This window comes from Thermodesulfobacteriota bacterium (genome assembly GCA_040754335.1).
Taxonomy (GTDB): domain Bacteria; phylum Desulfobacterota_D; class UBA1144; order Nemesobacterales; family UBA2774; genus 2-12-FULL-53-21.
In genome coordinates, this window is the sequence record JBFMCV010000004.1 from 82,420 (window position 1) to 99,285 (window position 16,866).

The following is a 16,866-nucleotide window of genomic DNA, read 5'->3' on the forward strand; positions in this document are numbered from 1 at the left end:
TCTCCCGAAACATCTCTCCTTCTTGCCTGAAAAAGCCAAAACGGATATTGTTATTCCCGGATTTGCCGTATTATTTTAATTCTGGAACGGAGCATTATGACTCATCCCGAAGAAATAACGGAACGGTCTAAAAACAAAAGAAGACCTGAATCGACGACGCTTCTCGGAAGCGGGATCAAGACGTGGTGGCTCCTGCTGATGCTGCCTATCGAGGATTACCTCCTCAAGATCAGGGTACATCCGAACGTCCTTACTGTTTCCACGCTCGTAGTCGCCGTTATCACCGGTCTCTTCTATCATTATGGATGGATCTTTGCGGGGGGCATACTCGTGCTAGCCGGATCGACCTTCGACATATTCGACGGGCGCGTCGCCAGGGCCCAGGGTCTAAGCAGCCAGCACGGTGCCTTCTTCGATTCCTGCCTCGACAGGTTCTCGGAGGCCTTCATATACCTGGGACTGCTCAGCTTCTTCAGGGACTCGATTTTTTCGTACGTCGTTTTCCTCATACTCGTTTCGACTACCATGGTGAGCTATACGCGCGCGAGGGCGGAGGGTCTCGGCGTGAAATGCGAAGTCGGTGTCATGCAGAGGGCCGAGAGGGTCGTTTATCTGGGGGTGCTCTCGGTATTTAATTTCCTCGGCAACATCGTCGCCGGGGCGTTCGGATTCGGCCCCGACGACTATCTCCTCAAGCTTGCGTTGATCTTGATGCTCGTCTTTTCTTCCTACACCGCCGTCCAGCGCATGTTCCACGTGATGACCGAGCTCAGGAAACGGGAAGAGCAGAAGAAAATCGAGCCTGAGACGGTTCCCTAAACCGTCCTCACCACGCATATGCTGACTCGGGCGTGTTCAGACTCCCGGAAATCTGACGGAAACCACGGTATGCCGGGTGCGGATTCCCCGTTTTTATCCGGCTGTTTCTGGGATGCGGTTATTTGCTAGACGGCGATTTCACAGGTATAAATCAGGTGCTTCGGTGCGGGGGCTCAGCCGTCTTAGCCGGATCCCGATATACTCGTTTTTCGAAAATTGACTTAAACTCCGCAATACTTATATGCCTAAACGGAATGACATAAAAACCATACTGCTCGTAGGGTCGGGTCCGATAGTAATAGGGCAGGCCTGCGAGTTCGACTATTCGGGCACCCAGGCCTGCAAGGCGCTCAAGGAAGAGGGATTCAGGATCGTGCTCGTGAACTCCAACCCGGCCACCATAATGACTGACCCAGCTTTCGCCGACAGAACATATATAGAGCCTCTCGTTCCGGATGTAGTCGAAAAGATAATAGAAAAGGAGAGACCCGACGCGCTCCTCCCGACGCTCGGCGGACAGACCGCCCTCAATATCGCCGTCGATCTCGCCGAGTCGGGCGTCCTCGACAAGTACGGCGTCGAGCTGATCGGGGCCAAGCTGCATGCGATTAAGAAGGCCGAGAACAGGGAGCTCTTCAAGGAGGCAATGCTCAGTATAGGTCTCGATGTCCCCAAGAGCGGGATCGCTCACACGATGGCGGAGGCATGGAAGGTAATGGAAGGGCTCGGGTTCCCCGTGATAATCCGCCCTTCGTTCACTCTGGGAGGCTCGGGCGGAAGCGTCGCGTACAACATAGAAGAATTCGAGGAGTTCGCCAAGTCGGGACTCGACCTTAGCCCTGTATCCGAGATACTGATAGAAGAATCGGTCCTCGGATGGAAGGAATACGAGCTCGAGGTCATGCGCGACGGGATGGACAACGTCGTGATAATATGCTCGATCGAGAACTTCGATCCCATGGGCGTGCATACCGGGGACAGCATAACCGTAGCGCCCGCCCAGACGCTAACTGACAAGGAATATCAGAGGATGCGCGACGCGTCGATAGCCATAATCAGGGAGATAGGCGTCGACACCGGGGGCTCGAATATTCAGTTCGGGCTCAACCCGGACGACGGGCGGATGGTGGTCATAGAGATGAACCCGAGGGTATCGAGGAGCTCTGCGCTCGCGTCTAAAGCGACGGGATTCCCTATTGCGAAGATCGCGGCCAAGCTCGCCGTCGGCTACACGCTCGACGAGATACCGAACGATATCACCCGCTACACGCCCGCATCTTTCGAGCCCTCCATAGACTACGTCGTCGTCAAGATACCCAGGTTTACTTTCGAGAAGTTCCCGCAGACGGACCCCTCCCTCACGACGCAGATGAAATCGGTCGGCGAGGTCATGGCGATAGGAAGGACGTTCAAGGAATCGCTCCAGAAGGCCATGAGGTCCCTCGAGATAGATTCCGCGGGCTTCGAGCCCAGGTCATCGGATACGTCTGTCATTACCGATAAATTGAGGACGCCTAATCCGGAAAGGCTCTGGTATATCGCCGACGCGCTCAGGTGCGGGATGAGCATCGAGGAAGTATTCAGTCTCACGTATATAGACAGGTGGTTCCTCCGGAATATAAAGCAGATAGTACAAATGGAAGAGGAGCTCAGATCCACTGCTCGTAAGATGAACGGGAGCCTCTTGAGGAAAGCGAAGGAATTCGGATTCTCCGATATCCGTATAGCCGAGCTCACGAGAAAATCGGAAGACGATATAAGAGAATCGAGGCTCAGGAACAAGATCGGCTCCGTATACAAAATGGTCGACACGTGCGCCGCGGAGTTCGAAGCCTATACCCCTTACCTCTACTCGACCTACGAGCGGGAAGACGAGGCCCCGCCTACGGACAGGTCCAAAGTCGTGATTCTCGGCGGCGGGCCTAACAGGATCGGACAGGGCATCGAATTCGATTACTGCTGCGTGCATGCCTCCTTCTCTCTCCGGGAGGAGGGTTACGAAGCCATAATGGTGAACTGCAACCCCGAAACAGTGAGCACCGATTACGATACGTCGGACAGGCTTTACTTCGAGCCCCTCACGCTCGAGGATACACTCTCAATAGTCGGGAGGGAGAATCCGGACGGGGTTATCGTGCACCTTGGGGGGCAGACGCCTCTCAAGCTCGCCATACCGCTCGAGGAGAGGGGTGTAAAAATCATCGGCACGTCGCCCGATAGTATCGACCTCGCTGAGGACAGGGAGAGGTTCAGGGACCTCGTAGAGGAGCTCGGGCTGAGACAGCCCGAGAGCGGGATCGCGAGGAGTCAGGAAGAGGCTGTCAGGATAGCGAACGATATAGGCTATCCTATCGTCGTCAGGCCTTCCTATGTCCTGGGAGGACGCGCCATGGAGATCGTTTACACCGAGGATTCGCTCAGGCGCTATATAAGAGAAGCAGTGAGAGTCTCGCCCAACCTCCCGGTGCTTATAGACAAGTTTTTAAAGGACGCCAAGGAAGTCGACGTGGATGCGGTGTCCGACGGTAAAACAGTCGTCATCGGAGGGGTGCTCGAGCACATAGAAGAAGCGGGCGTACACTCAGGCGACAGCGCCATGGTGCTTCCCCCTTTCTCGATCGAGGCCCGCGTGATAAAGGAGATAAAGCGTCAGACAAAGGAGCTCGCTCTCGCGCTCAGGGTCAAGGGTCTCGTCAATATTCAGTTCGCGGTTAAAGACAATGTCGTTTATATACTGGAAGTGAACCCCCGCGCGAGCAGGACAGTCCCCTTCGTCAGCAAGGCCATCGGCGTCCCTCTCGCCAAGCTCGGGACCAAGGTCATGATAGGGAAAACTCTCAGGCAGCTCGGGTTTACGAAAGAGATAGTGCCCGCGCACTACTGCGTCAAGGAATCCGTTTTCCCGTTCATCAAATTCCACGGCGTCGACACGATCCTCGGGCCCGAGATGAAATCCACAGGGGAAGTGATGGGAATAGATGCCGACATAAGGATGGCCTTCGCAAAAGCGCAGATAGCCGCTGGAAGCGACCTCCCGCTCTCGGGCACGGCGTTCATAAGCGTGAAGGACGAGGACAAGCCCAAGCTATCGGAGTTTATAAGGGATCTCGAAGGGCTCGGCTTTAAAATTATGGCTACGGCAGGCACGGCGGCGTATCTAAAGGGGATCGGCGTCGGCTGCACGGTCGTGAAGAAGGTTATCGAAGGCCGCCCTCATGTGGTGGATCATATAAAGAACGGCGAGGTGCAGCTCGTCGTGAACACGACTTTCGGGCAGAAGGAGGTGGAGCAGTCCTACTCCATCAGGAGGACGGCGCTTGTACACAGGGTCCCCTACTTTACGACTATTTCGGCTGCAAGGGCCGCCGTAGGAGCGATAGAGGTGCTTATAGGTAAAGGCCTCGACGTAAAGGCTATTCAGGACTATTATTAACTATTGTATAATTGGATACCATGTTTATCTTATCCGTATACGGTTTAATCCGCTTGAAAAGGTTTCCTTTCCCGCCCCTTTAACAGCTCCAGGAGGAATTCTATATGACCATAGAAAGAGTGCCGATGACTCCGCAGGGATTTAAGAAGCTTCAGGAAGAGCTCCGGAGGCTCAAGACCGTGGACAGGCAGGAAGTGATAAAACTGATCGAATACGCGAGGTCTCTAGGGGACCTGTCCGAGAACGCCGAGTATGAAACAGCGAAGCAGAGACAGTCGTTCGTGGAGGGCAGGATTCAGGAGCTCGAGAGCAAGATAGGGAGGGCAGAGATCATCGACCCCGCCGAGCTCAGGGATAAGGACCGGGTCACTTTCGGGGTCAGGGTCAAGCTCGAGAATCTCGATACCGGGGAAACCGTTACGTATCAGCTAGTGGGCCCCGACGAGTCGGAGCCCGATAACGGCCTCATTTCGATCACTTCGCCCATCGGCAAAGCGCTCATAGGAAAGCGAGTAGACGACGACGTACAGGTGCATGCCCCGGGCGGGATCAGGGAGTTCGTCGTTCTCGAGATAAGCTGACCGGCTGCCCGACGGCTCCTCAAGGGTTTCACTCGATCACGACCGACGATTCCACTTTACCCGTCTCCGGGTCGTAAATGTATTCCTCTCCCAGGGGATGAGCGGGGAAATCAGCCGTGGTCTCGAGCTCGATGAACTCTCTCAGCTCGTCCAGACTCTTCGGATAATCTCCGTATAGGCTCTTGTATCTCGCGGCTTTCGCTTGTAATAAAGCTGTGCTTTGGTTTATTTGCTGATCTACGAGAACCGTATTTTTTACGGATTCGATTTTTGGCGCAATAATGAACTTGCCGCCTACAGGCGAGGCCGGGATTCCTCCCTTTATCATCCCCGCCTTTACCATGTCTTCCATGGAGTCTGGAAATTTGCCGTATGCCCTGACGTACTCCTTCAGCGATTCGGTAAGCTCGTCCTCGATTGCCATTGTGTCTATCTCTTTGATATTCCTGAGTGCAAAATCTCTTCTGCCCTCGCTGGGGCTGGTTTCATAGATTATCTCCCAGATCTTTCTCGAGAGCTCGCTGTTCCCTCCTCTGGCATGAGCGGATGCCGCCATGCCTTTCATCGATGCCTTCCTCAACGGAGAGATACCCGGTTTATCTGCGGCTTCCCCGAACAGCTCGGCCGCTTTATCGTAGTTCTTGGGATAGAAATAGTAAATGAAAGCCTCTTCGAGAGGCAGGCGGTAGTTCTCGGGGTTGTTCTTCCTGCCTTTATCGAATAGCTCTATCCCCTTCATTGTTTCACCTAGACCGAAAGGCGGCGGCTCCGCGAGGAACGTACCTCCGTACCGGTATGCGCTTACGAACTTCGGGTCTAGGTCCGTGATAATATCGAAGTAGTGGTAGAGTAGGTCGGGATTCTGCTCTTCGAGTTTTTTACTTCCAAAGTACTGAAGCGCTCTCAGCCAATATATATCCGCGAGCAGCTCGTGGTAACCCATCGAGATTTTCTTGAGTGACGAGGACGAGAGATAAAGGCTTTCGTCCACCGAACGGAACTTTCCTCTTATGTCATCGATCTTGTTCTGGAAGGGGACCGATGCGGCGATTAACAAAGCCAGGATTACTATGGCGAACATAGGCTTTTTCGCGATATATGCTGACATCGGTTATTTAAACTCTTTTCTCTCGAAAATAACTGTCGCGAGTATGAGGAGGGCGAGCGTATATATGACGGCGTATACGGTTGTGTATAGAATCAGGTCGGGGTTGATTACGCCTCCGTACACGGCTTCGCTCCTCACGTCGAATTTCTCGAGGTTCGGAATGATCCTGTAAACCGCCTCTGAAAATAGTGCACTTACCGGACTTTTTACTTCCTCTGCGAATAATCTGACGTCGCTCGAGAAGCGCCCAATCGCGATTGCGAAAAAGGTGAATAACGCGCTCAGCACCGGGGTCGTGAAGCTCGAAAAGACGAGCGCTATGCCGATTACGACCAGGAATTCGAGGTACTCGAAATATACGGCGTTAAAGAACTCGGCGTAGTAATGTCCCCCGTAATAAAAACTTATTAGACCCTCGTATTTGATTTCTATTAACAATACTAGCAGAAAAAGTATAAGCGCCATGCCGAGCGTGATAACGAATAGTGTAAATCCGAGGCCGAGATACTTGCCGAATATGAATTCGTATCTCTTTATGGGTTTCGAGAAAATGTTGTACACGGTTTTTCTCTCCACCTCTTTATAAACGAGGCCTATGCCGAGGAAGACCGAGATCAGTATCCCGATTACGGATATGGCGGTGAGACCCAGGTCCTTGACAATCTTGTTATACTGCTCAGCCGATATGCTCGCGAATATGAGCGAGCTCAGGATCATTATTATCGCGAACAGTATCAGGCTGTAGAGCACCCTGTCCCTGATTGCCTCTATGAACGTATTGTGCGCGACGCTCAGTATTCTTCTCATCACGTTTTGATAGCCTCGATCAAACCGCGGCCTTTTACTTTTCCTTTTGCGGGCTCCCTTTTTTGGCTTCCTCCACGAAAAGCCCTTCGAGGGACTTCCTCAGCGGGTGTATGGACACTATCTCCGCAGACGTGCGCGTGACGGCTTCGAGGACCCTCCGTTTTATGTCTTCGTCGAATTTCAGCACTATGTATCCTGCTCTATGCTCCATCTCGACACTCAGGTCTTTTACGCATTGCTTGATTTCGTCGCCCGCTCCTTCGAGGTGCATTTCGTAGTTAGTGTGTATCTCTTTAAGCAGCTCCCCTATCTTTCCGATCTTTATCACCACACCCTCCATGATTATCCCCACCCTGTCGCAGAGCGCTTCCACGTCCGAGAGCATATGCGAGCTGAGGAGAATTGTCTTTCCCTTTCTTTTCTCTTCGAGTATCAGGTCTTTTATTTCCCTCCGTCCTATAGGGTCGAGCCCGCTCATCGGCTCGTCGAGTATCAGGAACTCCGGGTCGTTAATGAGCGCTTGGGCGATGCCGATTCGCTGCATCATGCCCTTCGAATATTTCCTCATCTGTACTTTTCTTGCATGATCCATCCTGACTTTCCCGAGCAGCTCGTCTATTTTTTCGTGGAGGTGTTTCCGTCTGAGTCCGTGGAGCTCGCCCATGTAATAAAGGAGCTCTTCTCCCGTGAGGTAATCGTAGAAATAAGGGTTCTCGGGCAGATAGCCTATCCTGCTTTTTGCGTCGGAGTTAGAATGCTCTTTGCCGAGCAGCTCTATCTTTCCTTCGGTAGGAGTGACGAATCCCAGGATCGATTTGAATGTCGTCGTCTTTCCGGCGCCGTTAGGCCCGACGAAGCCGAACACCTCGCCCTTGGAGACGTCGAAGGATACGTTCTTGAGGACGCGCGTCTTCTTGCCCGTGAATCCGGTTTTGTAGTCTTTGACGAGGTTCGTGATATTGAGAATCGCTTCTGACATCATCGGACATCTAAATATATGTCAATGAATACGTGGAGGCAATATGTTTAATGGGGTTTTGGAAGGGAGAATGATGAATCTTATCCGTCGCAAGCGGGATCGTTACGCCCGGATTCGAAAGTACCGGTTGTTCCCGACGCTTGGGATGAAACTGTACATTTCGTAACTTTATCTGCAAAGGCTGAAAAATCTTTCCTGCCGTTTACCCGTGCGCTCGTCATCGAGGCTTCCCAACCGAAATCCCCTTGTAATGATTGCACGTCGCTTCCAGCGTCGTCGCTCCATGAGAGACAGTATCCGGCTTTGGGGTCGACGCAATCAGCGGAGGCTGCGGGACTGCCGTCGCTTGAGACCGCATCTTCAAAAGTGGAGTCTATTAGCGCATCCTCTGGATTGTTCGTTCCTGCAGGGTCCCTGAGAGTGCCTGCAGTGCCGAGTACACCGATAAAATTTGTAAAATTTCTGTCACCGTTATTATCCAGATCCTGTTCGAAATACTCGTATTCGGCGTCTTTAAGGGTCTGTAGTGCTTTTCTTGCATTAGCCTCGTTTGAGGAGATACGGGCTTTTAAGAGGTTGGGGATCGCGATTGCCAGAAGAATACCTATTATCGCCGCGACTACAAGAAGCTCGATGAGTGTAAAACCGTTTTCGTCTTTTTTATTTTCCTCTTGGTTCATAGACGATGTCCTCTAATAGATTATTAGCAATATCCATACCATATTGGCCCTAATCTTAACAGCCTAAATAAGCTTGTAATCCACCGAAATCATTGCACAAATCTATACTGAGGCATGGGTCGAAGATGGAACTACACATGAAATCCATTTCGTAGACCGATGACCTTACAATATTTGTCATCGTGATGCAGTTTTTGTTATTCCAGTAATTCTAATAGGGATGTAGCACTTGGCGTTTTTGATCGGATCGATTTTATATTTACTTAGAAATATATAACGGCGGGTTGTTAATAAACCCGCCGTTATAAGTTTTGTCTTGTGAATTGTTAGGGTATTAATCGCAGCCGGGGCTGGTACGATCTGCTTGAAATGTTCCTGCCGCTCCAACTCCTGATGTGCTAAGCGTACACCTTATTGCACCGTCGCCATATACAGAGAAGTCTCTTCTACCAGTCTTGTTGAAGCTTGTCATACTGGTTTGCCAGCCGAAGTCATCAAAATTACCGGCGCCGTTGGCTACTATTGCCGTATCCCACTGAATACAGTATCCGGCCTTCGGATCAATGCAACCCGCACCGACTGCACCTTCGAAGCTGCTGTCAACAAGTGCATCCTCTTCTGTTCCAGTTCCCTCTGGGTCTCGTAGTGACGGAACTGTTCCAAAAGCTCCTATATCATCGATAAAATCCCTTTCACCGTTGTTGTCCAGGTCCTGCTCGAAATACTCGCCCTCTGCATCTCTCAAGGTCTGCATGGACTTCCTGGCATTTGCCTCGTTCGCCGACATTCTCGCCTTGATAAGGTTAGGAATCGCGATCGCGAGCAGTATGCCTATGATTGCCGCTACTACGAGAAGCTCGATAAGGGTGAAACCCTTCTCTCCCCTCTTTACATTCTTTAACGTGCTTAACATAGAAATAACCTCCTTTTCGGAAATGAGTCTTGCGAAGATAGGTTGCAAAGCCCGTGCCACGTGCCGGGGTTTCAGCATATCCCGAGCATAATCTGCCTGAATTTAATGGAAAACGGTCGATTATACTCTTTTGTTATATGTGATGAGGAACTTCAGCTCTGGCCGCTGACTATGAAAATTGTGACACTTTTTGTCGTTGCCTTGACAATGTGACAAAAATTGTCAGCCCGTCTGCTATGACGACGGTTAATCCGGGTATAATGAATGAATATTTATCAATCCGGGGAAGTATGCTATTTTATACTACCAATTTAAAAGGAGGCGGTTCGAATCATGCATAGAGATAAGCATTTAGTTTTCCCGCTGGTGGTTTTCCTCGCTGTCTTCGCCCTGCTTGCCGCGGGATGTACTACAATAAAGACTACTTCCTACTTTACTCCGACCAAGACGAAGCTGCGCGACTATCAGGCAATGCAGTTCGAAACCTTCGAGACCCAGATCGAGGACTTCCCGAAAGCCGCGCTTACGAAGATACCGGATCAGGCAGCCGCTCTCCTCGAATCCGAGAAAAAGTTCAAAGAAGTAAAATTCGGGGAAATTGAAAATATCCCAGCCGAGGATACTATAGTATTGTTAGGGGAGATAAGCGAGTACAGGCCTAGCTCGGATGTTTCATACGAAGGCGGGGCGCTTAAATTCGGCGAAGTCTCTATAGCCATCAAGCTCGCTCTTGTCAATAAAGCGACAGGTGACGAGATCGCGACTGGCGAGGTGAACGGTTTCAGCTCGACGGGCTTTATGGCGAAGGACATATTCGAAAGCATGGCCGAGGAAATCGTCAAGTACATCAACGAGACCTATTGAGTAACCCGTACAGTCTTGTTTAAAATTACATAGGGAGGATGATATGAGAAAATTTGTTCTTTATGTTTTGCTGCTGGCTGTAGCCATAGGCGCATTCAACTTAACGGAGTCCCGCGCGTTAGCACAGAATGCCGCAGGCGCCGCGGGACTATATAAACAGGGCAGGGAGGAGTTCCTGAAATTTACGCCCGAGGGGTTTGACAAGGCGATATCCCTCTACAACCATGCAATAAAGGCTGACCCTAATTACGCGCAGGCTTACGCGGGCCTGGCTGAAGTTTATTCATTCATGGGTTACTACAGGTATCAGGTAAGGGAGGAATACGAAAAGTTCTATAACGACTCGTACGTGAACATGGCGAAGGCGCTTCAGATAAACCCGAACCTCGAGGAGGTGCAGCTCGCGCTCGCCTACAGCTACCTACAGCTGAGCAGGGAAAAAGACGCGAAGGCAGCAGCGCAGAAGATACTCGCCAAGAACCCTAATAACGCGGAAGCCATGTATATTCTCTGGTCGGCAAGCGGGGAGAACCCCGACTCGCCCGAGATAAGAAAGGTGCTCCAGCTAAGTCCGAAGTTCGTCCCGGCGTATGTGGGCCTCGGGAACGCGCTCTTCTTCAAGAAGAGGGCTTACGGGCAGGCGACGGAGAACTTCAGAAAAGCCGCCGAGATCGCACCCTCCGCGCAGATACATAACCTCTTCGGCACGGCGCTCAGGACTCAGGGTCACTACAATGAAGCGATCGACGAGTACGAGAAGGCTATAAAGGAGAATCCGAATTACGCGCCTGCCTACATGAACCTTGGCATCACGTATTACTATCTCAACAAGTTTAACCAGAACATCGAGAACCAGAAAAAAGCTATTTCGCTTAACCCGAATTATCCCGATGCGTACTTCTTTATCGCGCAGGGATACGAGAAAGCCAATAACCCGCAGCAGGCGGTCGTTTACTACAAGAAATTCCTGGATGTGTCCCTGGAACAGGAGATGTACGCGGGCTACGCCGCGCAGGCCAAACAGAGGATCTCCGCTCTCGGCGGCGCGGGCAAGTAGGTGTTACAGACCGGCTCACGCTGAAAAACGGGTGAGCACTGCTTGTAAAGTCTGAGCCGGTGTCGAAATAAATAAAGCGGCGGGGTTTCATTATATGCGGCGGGATGCGGACAGGCCCGAATTAATAGCGCTCTCCTTCGGCATGGAATCGAGCGCGAGCCTCTGGAATGTCGTATTCGAGGGGTTCGATCAGGAGGTCGTGCTGGTGTCGAGGTTCGCAGGCAAGGACGACAGTGTCGTGGGCACGCTCTATGAGTTCGGCGATATAATAGGCAGGAATTACAGGGAATGCAAAGTCAGGGCGACGCGCACGGGAATCGAGATTAAAAAACCGTTCCCGAGGAACGATGTCTCGCTCGTGAACGAATGGACGGGTCTAATGGAAAGCATCCGGGAGGAGATGACCCAGATTCATGCCGGACGCGTTGATACCGGATGCGGCCGCTAAATAACTGTGACGTCCCCGGTTATTATCCTGACTATGCTCCCGTCATCTTTTTTGAGAAGCAGGTGGCCCTCGCCGTCTATTCCCGTCGCGGTTCCTTCGATCATGCTCCCGTCTTCAGTCACGACCCTGACGCGTTTATTATATCCGCCCCACCTCTCTGTCCATTCCTTGATTATGGATGACTTCCCGCGCCTCTTGAATGTCTGATACCACGATTCGAGCTCGAGCAAAAGGTCTCCTGTGAATTTGGCCCTGTCGATGTCCTCCCCGAGGCTCTCTTTTAGAGACGTTGCGTGTTTTGCAATCTCTCCCATCTCGCGTTTGATCTCTGACCGCGTCATGTTTATATTCACGCCGATTCCGACTACTATGTAGTCGACCCTATCCCCCCTGGGCACCATTTCCGTAAGCACGCCGGCAGCCTTTTTACCGTCTATCTGCACGTCGTTCGGCCATTTTATAACCGTGTTCCGTATCCCGGTCTTCTTTATCGTATCAAACAGTGCTATGGAAGCGAGGAAGGTGAGCAGTGGCGATTCCCATGCCGGCATAGACGGCCTGAACAGCACGGACATGTACAGGTTCACGCCGGCCGGGGAGATCCACTTCCGGCCGAGCCTCCCCTTTCCGCTCGTCTGCTTGTCCGCGATGACGGCGGTCCCTTCGGACGCGCCTTGCTCCGCGAGTCTCGACAGGACGGTATTCGTCGACCCCGTTTCGTCGAAGTAGTGTATGACTTTCCCAATAGTCTCGGTCTTGAGGAGACCGTTCAGTTTGCGGATCATCGGTGATGTCATTGTTATTTGCCCCCCACGCTTCCAGGACGTATTCTAACTGTTTTATCGCCTTTGTAGAATCTCCCATCGTGTATATAGTGAGACCGGATTCGGCTATTGCGGACGGCGGTGGAAAATAACCGGAATGTACTTATAATATCTATCGATGAATATTACAAAGATTTATCTCTACTTCACGGTATCGTTTGCGCTCCTGTTTGTTATCTATACCCTTGCCCGGGCCGAGCAGACGGCAGCGCCGAAAGATAGCCCCGTGCTCGAGGTCAGAATAAAGGACGTGGTCTCAAACCCCGGCGAATACAACGGCAAGAAGGTCTCCCTCGAGGGCAAGGTCGCGAAGGTCGACTACAGGAAATCGAGCAAGGGGGAGCCGTTCACTATATTCAAGCTGAAGGATGCCGAGAACAACGAAGTCGGGGTCTATTACGAAGACGAGCGCCTCCCGCTCTCGAAAGGCGACACGGTGAAGATCATGGGAAGGTTCTGGAAGGAGAAGAGTTACTTCCTCTATAAAATCAAGAACGTTATCAAAGCCCGGACAGTCGATATCATATAGAAACAGACGTAATTTCACGCAGTCGCTTTAGTCGGCGTGTTTTCCGTGGCGTGAGTCCGCCCGTTTAAATTCCACTTTCAAACGAACGATTCGTCATATAATATCTTTTTCATGACCCTCCGCGGGAACGGGTTGGCGAGAGCGCTCTTTTTTGTATTCCTCATTCTTTGCGCGAGCCTCGTTTTCCTCAACTTTTACCTGAACGGGAAGTTAAAACAGCTCGCCCCGGCTTACCTCAAACAGTTCTCCAATCTGAGCGGCTTCGATCTTTATGCGGATGAGGCCGGCCTCGATCCACTTTTCAGGATCAGGCTTAACGGTGTGAGAGTCTCGGACCAGTCCCTCCCGCAAAAAGTGCTTGCCGAGATCCAAGCTTTGACGATCGATCCCGGCATAATGTCCTCGCTCCTGTCCGGGAGCATTACTGTGAGGGAGATCGTGATCGACGGCCCGGTTATCAGATACGACGTCGCGAGCGCGGGTAAGATCCGGGGCTTGATCGAAAGGGGCGGGGACGGAAGTAAGGGGACATCCGTCGGGATCGAAAAGATAAGGTTGAACGGCGCGCGTTTCGAGATCAGCCCTCAAGTAGTTTTCACGTCCGGAGCCCTCAAAATTCTGATCGATAAGTCACGCGGCGAATCGAGAGTCGATATAGACGGCGACGTCGCCGTATTCGGGAACGGCATGGACGTTTCGGGGACCGTGAATGTAAAGCCCGGTGAGACGAGCGGGCAAGTAAAGCTCGTGACTGACAAATCCCGGCCGGGCTCGGCTCCTGAATCGTTTGTCTCGTCTCATAACCTGAAGGGAGTCGCCGAGATAACGTTCAAGGCCGCCGACACCATAGATTCGCACGGGCGAATATCGATCCTCTCAGGCGATGCGGTGAGCGCTTCTTCGGACGGAAAGATTGCGGCCCTCGAATACGGGCTCGTATACGACAGGAGCGTAGACACCGCTCATATAAGCAAGTTGAGTTTCGACATATTGAATATAATCTGCGGCGCTCTGGGGGGAGATGTAAAAGACGTGACGGGTGGACTCGCAATCGATCTCGAAGGCTCCGCGTCTTCAGGCGATATGAAACAGCTCTCAAAATGGTTTCCGGATATAAACGCGGAAACGCTCGCTGGAAATATCAGGTCCGATAATTTATCGATCGGCGGCTCGGTGGGAAAGAACGACATCGCGCTCACGGGGAAATTTGTGCTTGACGGCATTGGCTTCACTTATACGGATGAAAGCCTCCGGGTTTCGGGCCTCGGCTGCGAAATGGAAGTAATACAGCATATAAGCGGCAAAGCCGGCTTCTCGTTCACGTCGCGGGGGCCGTGTTCTGCCGAAGAATTCTCCGAGAAAGATGCGGGCATTATAAAAAGCCTGACCGCGGGAGTCGATATCAAGAGCGCCGGATTCTGGAATAGTATAGAAGTCTCGTTCTCTAACCTGGACGGCCAATACATGGACGGAACGGTTTCGGGCTCGCTGAATATATCATCGAGAGACGGGAAGAGTGAAATCAAGGGAAATCTCAAAGGTGCGGGTCTTAATCTCGAGAGAGCGCCTAAATCTATAACTCCTTTCGACCTCGCCGGAACCGCGGAGTCCGTATCGGCTGATATAGAAGGGAATCCGGGGATGTATAAGGCCGGGATTACGTTTGCAGTGAACGATTTTACAGTCAGGTCGAAGACCGGCAGGGAATTCAAGGTGTCGAAGGCCGTATCATCGGTGCCTCTCGCTCTCGAGTACTCGGAGAGCGAACAAGATGGAGAAGCGGGAATTTCTCCCGGGGAGAAGGCGAGAAAAATTATTATCAGGGACAAAGGTCTTTCTTATGAGAATCTCTCGTTCGGCGAGTATTTTATCGAGGGCGGCAAGGTCGATGAGCTCACGTTCTCGCTCGCACTCGGCGGCGACTGGACGCTCGGCATGGCGTCGCGGGGCAGGGGATTTCAGGTGCTCGGCATCGATGTGCACTTGGGGGAGTTTAAAGAGCACATCGACATAGGAGTGAGCGGAAGGAGGGGTTTCAGCGGGACGATCGACGGAACGGGCGGCAGGTTCAAGAGCGTCGACTTCCCCGCGCTCTCGGCCGAATACGTCTTCAACGGGAACTCGATAGATGTACGCAAACTGAGCGCTCGGGTGAGCACGATAGGCGAGCTCAGGAGCGATAATCTCAGGGTCGAATTCGGCGGGGAGGAAGGGGGCTATCCGTATAAAGTCATATTGAAAGACGGGACGTTCTCGGGATACGGGAATAAACTGACTTCGGAAGGCATTGCCGGAAGCTTTACGGTGAATAACCCGAAAGCTGGTACAACGTTCTGGGAGGGCACTGCGGCGGCTGCGAAATCGAACATTTTCTCTCAGGTCGTAGAAGGTCTTAAATTGAATATAACTCCTTCTCCTGACGGGATTATTTTAAAGGATATCGCGGGTAAATTCATGAACGGTGACCTCCGCGGCAGTATAGATATAATCACCTCAGGCGCGGCCGCCCGCATCGCGGCCGACCTCGGACTCGTGAACGCTTCAGTCAAATCGGGCGGCCTCGATATAGCCCTGGGCAGGGGGGGTTTTGATTTCTCGGGCACCCTTCCCGACAACTCCCTCCCAGAAGGCACCGGGAGATTCGGGTTCGATAACCTCAACATAAAAAGAGAGGGTCTCGACGTGGCTTACAGCGGGGGTGCAAACACACGGACGGGCGGTGAAACATTATTCATCGAAGACGGGTTTATAAGGAATAAGGACAAGAGTGAGTTGAGGTTCTCCGGAGAGATGGAAAATGCCCTTGGTAGCGAGAGGAAGCTCGGGATCAATTTCCAGGACTTTCCGCTGACGAGCGCAATTAAATTCCTGTCCCCGTTCATCCCGCTGACGGTCAGGGAAGATCGGATAGCCGGCACCGTTGGTTTCAGCGTCGAATTTTACAGGCCTTTCGATACCGGGGGCGGCTGGAACGGCAGCCTTTCGTTTAAAGGGGCCTCGCTCGCGGCGTTCATGGGCGGCGCCGATCTTTCTTTACGGGGCATAAACGGGACCATAACCGTAAAGGACGAAGGGGAGGCTAAGAACGCCCTCGCGTCTCTCCTGGATGGAGAGTTAAAGCTCGATAGAGCGCTTTATAAAAAGTACCATCAGACATTCAGGGAATCCGACCCCGACGCCGGAGCCGACCATATAAAGATCGACGAGATAGAATACGGCATACTTAAATTCGAGAACGTCGAATGCGCCCTCGAAGCCGATGGAAACAAGGTCGGAATTATAAAGCTCTCGTCCGGTTTCTTCGGAGGGAGCCTCTACGCAAGCGGCGCACTTGAATTCGATAAGCCGGGCGGCTCCTATAATTTCTCGTTCCTGTTTAACGACATCAGCTTAGGCGCTATTTCCAAGCGGCTGTCGCCGTCCCAGGAGTATATAACGGGGAGAGTTAACGGCCTCGTGTGGCTCACCGGCGAGGGCGCCGAGCTCGGCACGATCGACGGCCCGTTCGAGTTCTGGTCCGTGAGCTCCGCTAAAGAGCCGCGTTCCATAGGAAAGGCGCTCCTCGACCAGCTCGGCGCCAAGGAGAGGCTCATACTGGGCTCGTCGCGGAGCTATGATAACGGTGAGATTTCAGGTTATATTAGTGACGGAGTAATTACGTTCAGAAAGTTCAATATTTCTAATTCCATTCTGGGTATTAAGAACTTATCGATTCAGGCGGACCCGGTGAAGAATTCTATTTCCATAGCGCATCTGGTGTCCGTGATAAGAGAGATAGCCAGAAGGTCGCAGTCGGGCGGTCCGACAATTGAAACTCAATAGGC

Annotated in this window: 14 protein-coding genes; 8 read left to right on the top strand and 6 right to left on the bottom strand. The window is 52.2% G+C overall.

Features of this window, described 5'->3' with window-relative positions; genetic code table 11:
* Positions 1-96 precede the first annotated feature (96 nt).
* The 3 genes from AB1598_09345 to greA all read left to right on the top strand — a co-directional run bounded on the left by AB1598_09345 (position 97) and on the right by greA (position 4,833).
* Entirely contained in the window at positions 97-819 is a 723-nt protein-coding gene (locus AB1598_09345; GenBank protein MEW6145208.1) for a CDP-alcohol phosphatidyltransferase family protein, read from the top strand.
* 241 nt (positions 820-1,060) lie between these two features.
* Positions 1,061-4,252, top strand: a complete 3,192-nt coding sequence (gene carB / locus AB1598_09350) for a carbamoyl-phosphate synthase large subunit (protein ID MEW6145209.1) — start codon at positions 1,061-1,063, stop codon at positions 4,250-4,252.
* A gap of 110 nt (positions 4,253-4,362) precedes the next feature.
* Positions 4,363-4,833, top strand: coding sequence for a transcription elongation factor GreA (greA, locus tag AB1598_09355; GenBank protein MEW6145210.1), 471 nt, complete (start codon positions 4,363-4,365; stop codon positions 4,831-4,833).
* Positions 4,834-4,861: 28 nt separating this feature from the next.
* Here the strand turns inward: greA and AB1598_09360 are convergent, their stop codons facing one another.
* The 5 genes from AB1598_09360 to AB1598_09380 all read right to left on the bottom strand — a co-directional run bounded on the left by AB1598_09360 (position 4,862) and on the right by AB1598_09380 (position 9,320).
* Entirely contained in the window at positions 4,862-5,941 is a 1,080-nt protein-coding gene (locus AB1598_09360; protein MEW6145211.1) for a hypothetical protein, read from the bottom strand.
* A gap of 3 nt (positions 5,942-5,944) precedes the next feature.
* On the bottom strand, positions 5,945-6,748 hold the full coding sequence (locus AB1598_09365; protein MEW6145212.1) for an ABC transporter permease: 804 nt from the start codon (positions 6,746-6,748) through the stop codon (positions 5,945-5,947).
* A 34-nt stretch (positions 6,749-6,782) separates the two neighbouring features.
* The gene (locus tag AB1598_09370) at positions 6,783-7,727 is read right to left on the bottom strand and encodes an ABC transporter ATP-binding protein (GenBank protein ID MEW6145213.1); all 945 of its coding nucleotides are present in this window, start codon (positions 7,725-7,727) and stop codon (positions 6,783-6,785) included.
* An 80-nt stretch (positions 7,728-7,807) separates the two neighbouring features.
* Positions 7,808-8,407: a prepilin-type N-terminal cleavage/methylation domain-containing protein gene (locus tag AB1598_09375; GenBank protein ID MEW6145214.1), complete on the bottom strand. Its 600-nt coding sequence runs from the start codon at positions 8,405-8,407 to the stop codon at positions 7,808-7,810.
* 334 nt (positions 8,408-8,741) lie between these two features.
* On the bottom strand, positions 8,742-9,320 hold the full coding sequence (locus AB1598_09380) for a prepilin-type N-terminal cleavage/methylation domain-containing protein (protein ID MEW6145215.1): 579 nt from the start codon (positions 9,318-9,320) through the stop codon (positions 8,742-8,744).
* Between the two features lie 333 nt (positions 9,321-9,653).
* On the opposite strand from AB1598_09380, the gene AB1598_09385 reads away from it, so the two are divergent.
* The 3 genes from AB1598_09385 (at position 9,654) to AB1598_09395 (ending at position 11,689) form a co-directional block, all read left to right on the top strand.
* Positions 9,654-10,184: a hypothetical protein gene (locus tag AB1598_09385; protein MEW6145216.1), complete on the top strand. Its 531-nt coding sequence runs from the start codon at positions 9,654-9,656 to the stop codon at positions 10,182-10,184.
* A gap of 43 nt (positions 10,185-10,227) precedes the next feature.
* Positions 10,228-11,241, top strand: a complete 1,014-nt coding sequence (locus tag AB1598_09390) for a tetratricopeptide repeat protein (protein MEW6145217.1) — start codon at positions 10,228-10,230, stop codon at positions 11,239-11,241.
* Positions 11,242-11,335: 94 nt separating this feature from the next.
* Positions 11,336-11,689: a hypothetical protein gene (locus tag AB1598_09395; GenBank protein MEW6145218.1), complete on the top strand. Its 354-nt coding sequence runs from the start codon at positions 11,336-11,338 to the stop codon at positions 11,687-11,689.
* Here the strand turns inward: AB1598_09395 and AB1598_09400 are convergent.
* Positions 11,686-12,486 (bottom strand): biotin--[acetyl-CoA-carboxylase] ligase, encoded by an 801-nt coding sequence (locus AB1598_09400; protein ID MEW6145219.1) that lies wholly within the window; start codon positions 12,484-12,486, stop codon positions 11,686-11,688. The two genes, AB1598_09395 and AB1598_09400, sit on opposite strands and share 4 nt — an antisense overlap.
* Before the next feature lie 145 nt (positions 12,487-12,631).
* On the opposite strand from AB1598_09400, the gene AB1598_09405 reads away from it, so the two are divergent.
* Both AB1598_09405 and AB1598_09410 read left to right on the top strand, forming a co-directional pair.
* Entirely contained in the window at positions 12,632-13,042 is a 411-nt protein-coding gene (locus AB1598_09405; protein MEW6145220.1) for a hypothetical protein, read from the top strand.
* Positions 13,043-13,174: 132 nt separating this feature from the next.
* Complete coding sequence (locus tag AB1598_09410) at positions 13,175-16,864, top strand: hypothetical protein (GenBank protein MEW6145221.1); 3,690 nt, start codon at positions 13,175-13,177, stop codon at positions 16,862-16,864.
* Positions 16,865-16,866: the final 2 nt, after the last annotated feature.

Bases quoted from the DNA above. Each gene is read 5' to 3' on its own strand.
- AB1598_09385 (MEW6145216.1), top strand. From the start codon at position 9,654: ATGCATAGAGATAAGCATTTAGTTTTCCCGCTGGTGGTTTTCCTCGCT.
- AB1598_09365 (MEW6145212.1), bottom strand. From the start codon at position 6,748: ATGAGAAGAATACTGAGCGTCGCGCACAATACGTTCATAGAGGCAATC.
- AB1598_09380 (MEW6145215.1), bottom strand. From the start codon at position 9,320: ATGTTAAGCACGTTAAAGAATGTAAAGAGGGGAGAGAAGGGTTTCACC.
- AB1598_09390 (MEW6145217.1), top strand. From the start codon at position 10,228: ATGAGAAAATTTGTTCTTTATGTTTTGCTGCTGGCTGTAGCCATAGGC.
- carB (MEW6145209.1), top strand. From the start codon at position 1,061: ATGCCTAAACGGAATGACATAAAAACCATACTGCTCGTAGGGTCGGGT.
- AB1598_09405 (MEW6145220.1), top strand. From the start codon at position 12,632: ATGAATATTACAAAGATTTATCTCTACTTCACGGTATCGTTTGCGCTC.
- AB1598_09370 (MEW6145213.1), bottom strand. From the start codon at position 7,727: ATGTCAGAAGCGATTCTCAATATCACGAACCTCGTCAAAGACTACAAA.
- AB1598_09400 (MEW6145219.1), bottom strand. From the start codon at position 12,486: ATGACATCACCGATGATCCGCAAACTGAACGGTCTCCTCAAGACCGAG.
- AB1598_09395 (MEW6145218.1), top strand. From the start codon at position 11,336: ATGCGGCGGGATGCGGACAGGCCCGAATTAATAGCGCTCTCCTTCGGC.
- AB1598_09375 (MEW6145214.1), bottom strand. From the start codon at position 8,407: ATGAACCAAGAGGAAAATAAAAAAGACGAAAACGGTTTTACACTCATC.
- AB1598_09345 (MEW6145208.1), top strand. From the start codon at position 97: ATGACTCATCCCGAAGAAATAACGGAACGGTCTAAAAACAAAAGAAGA.
- AB1598_09360 (MEW6145211.1), bottom strand. From the start codon at position 5,941: ATGTCAGCATATATCGCGAAAAAGCCTATGTTCGCCATAGTAATCCTG.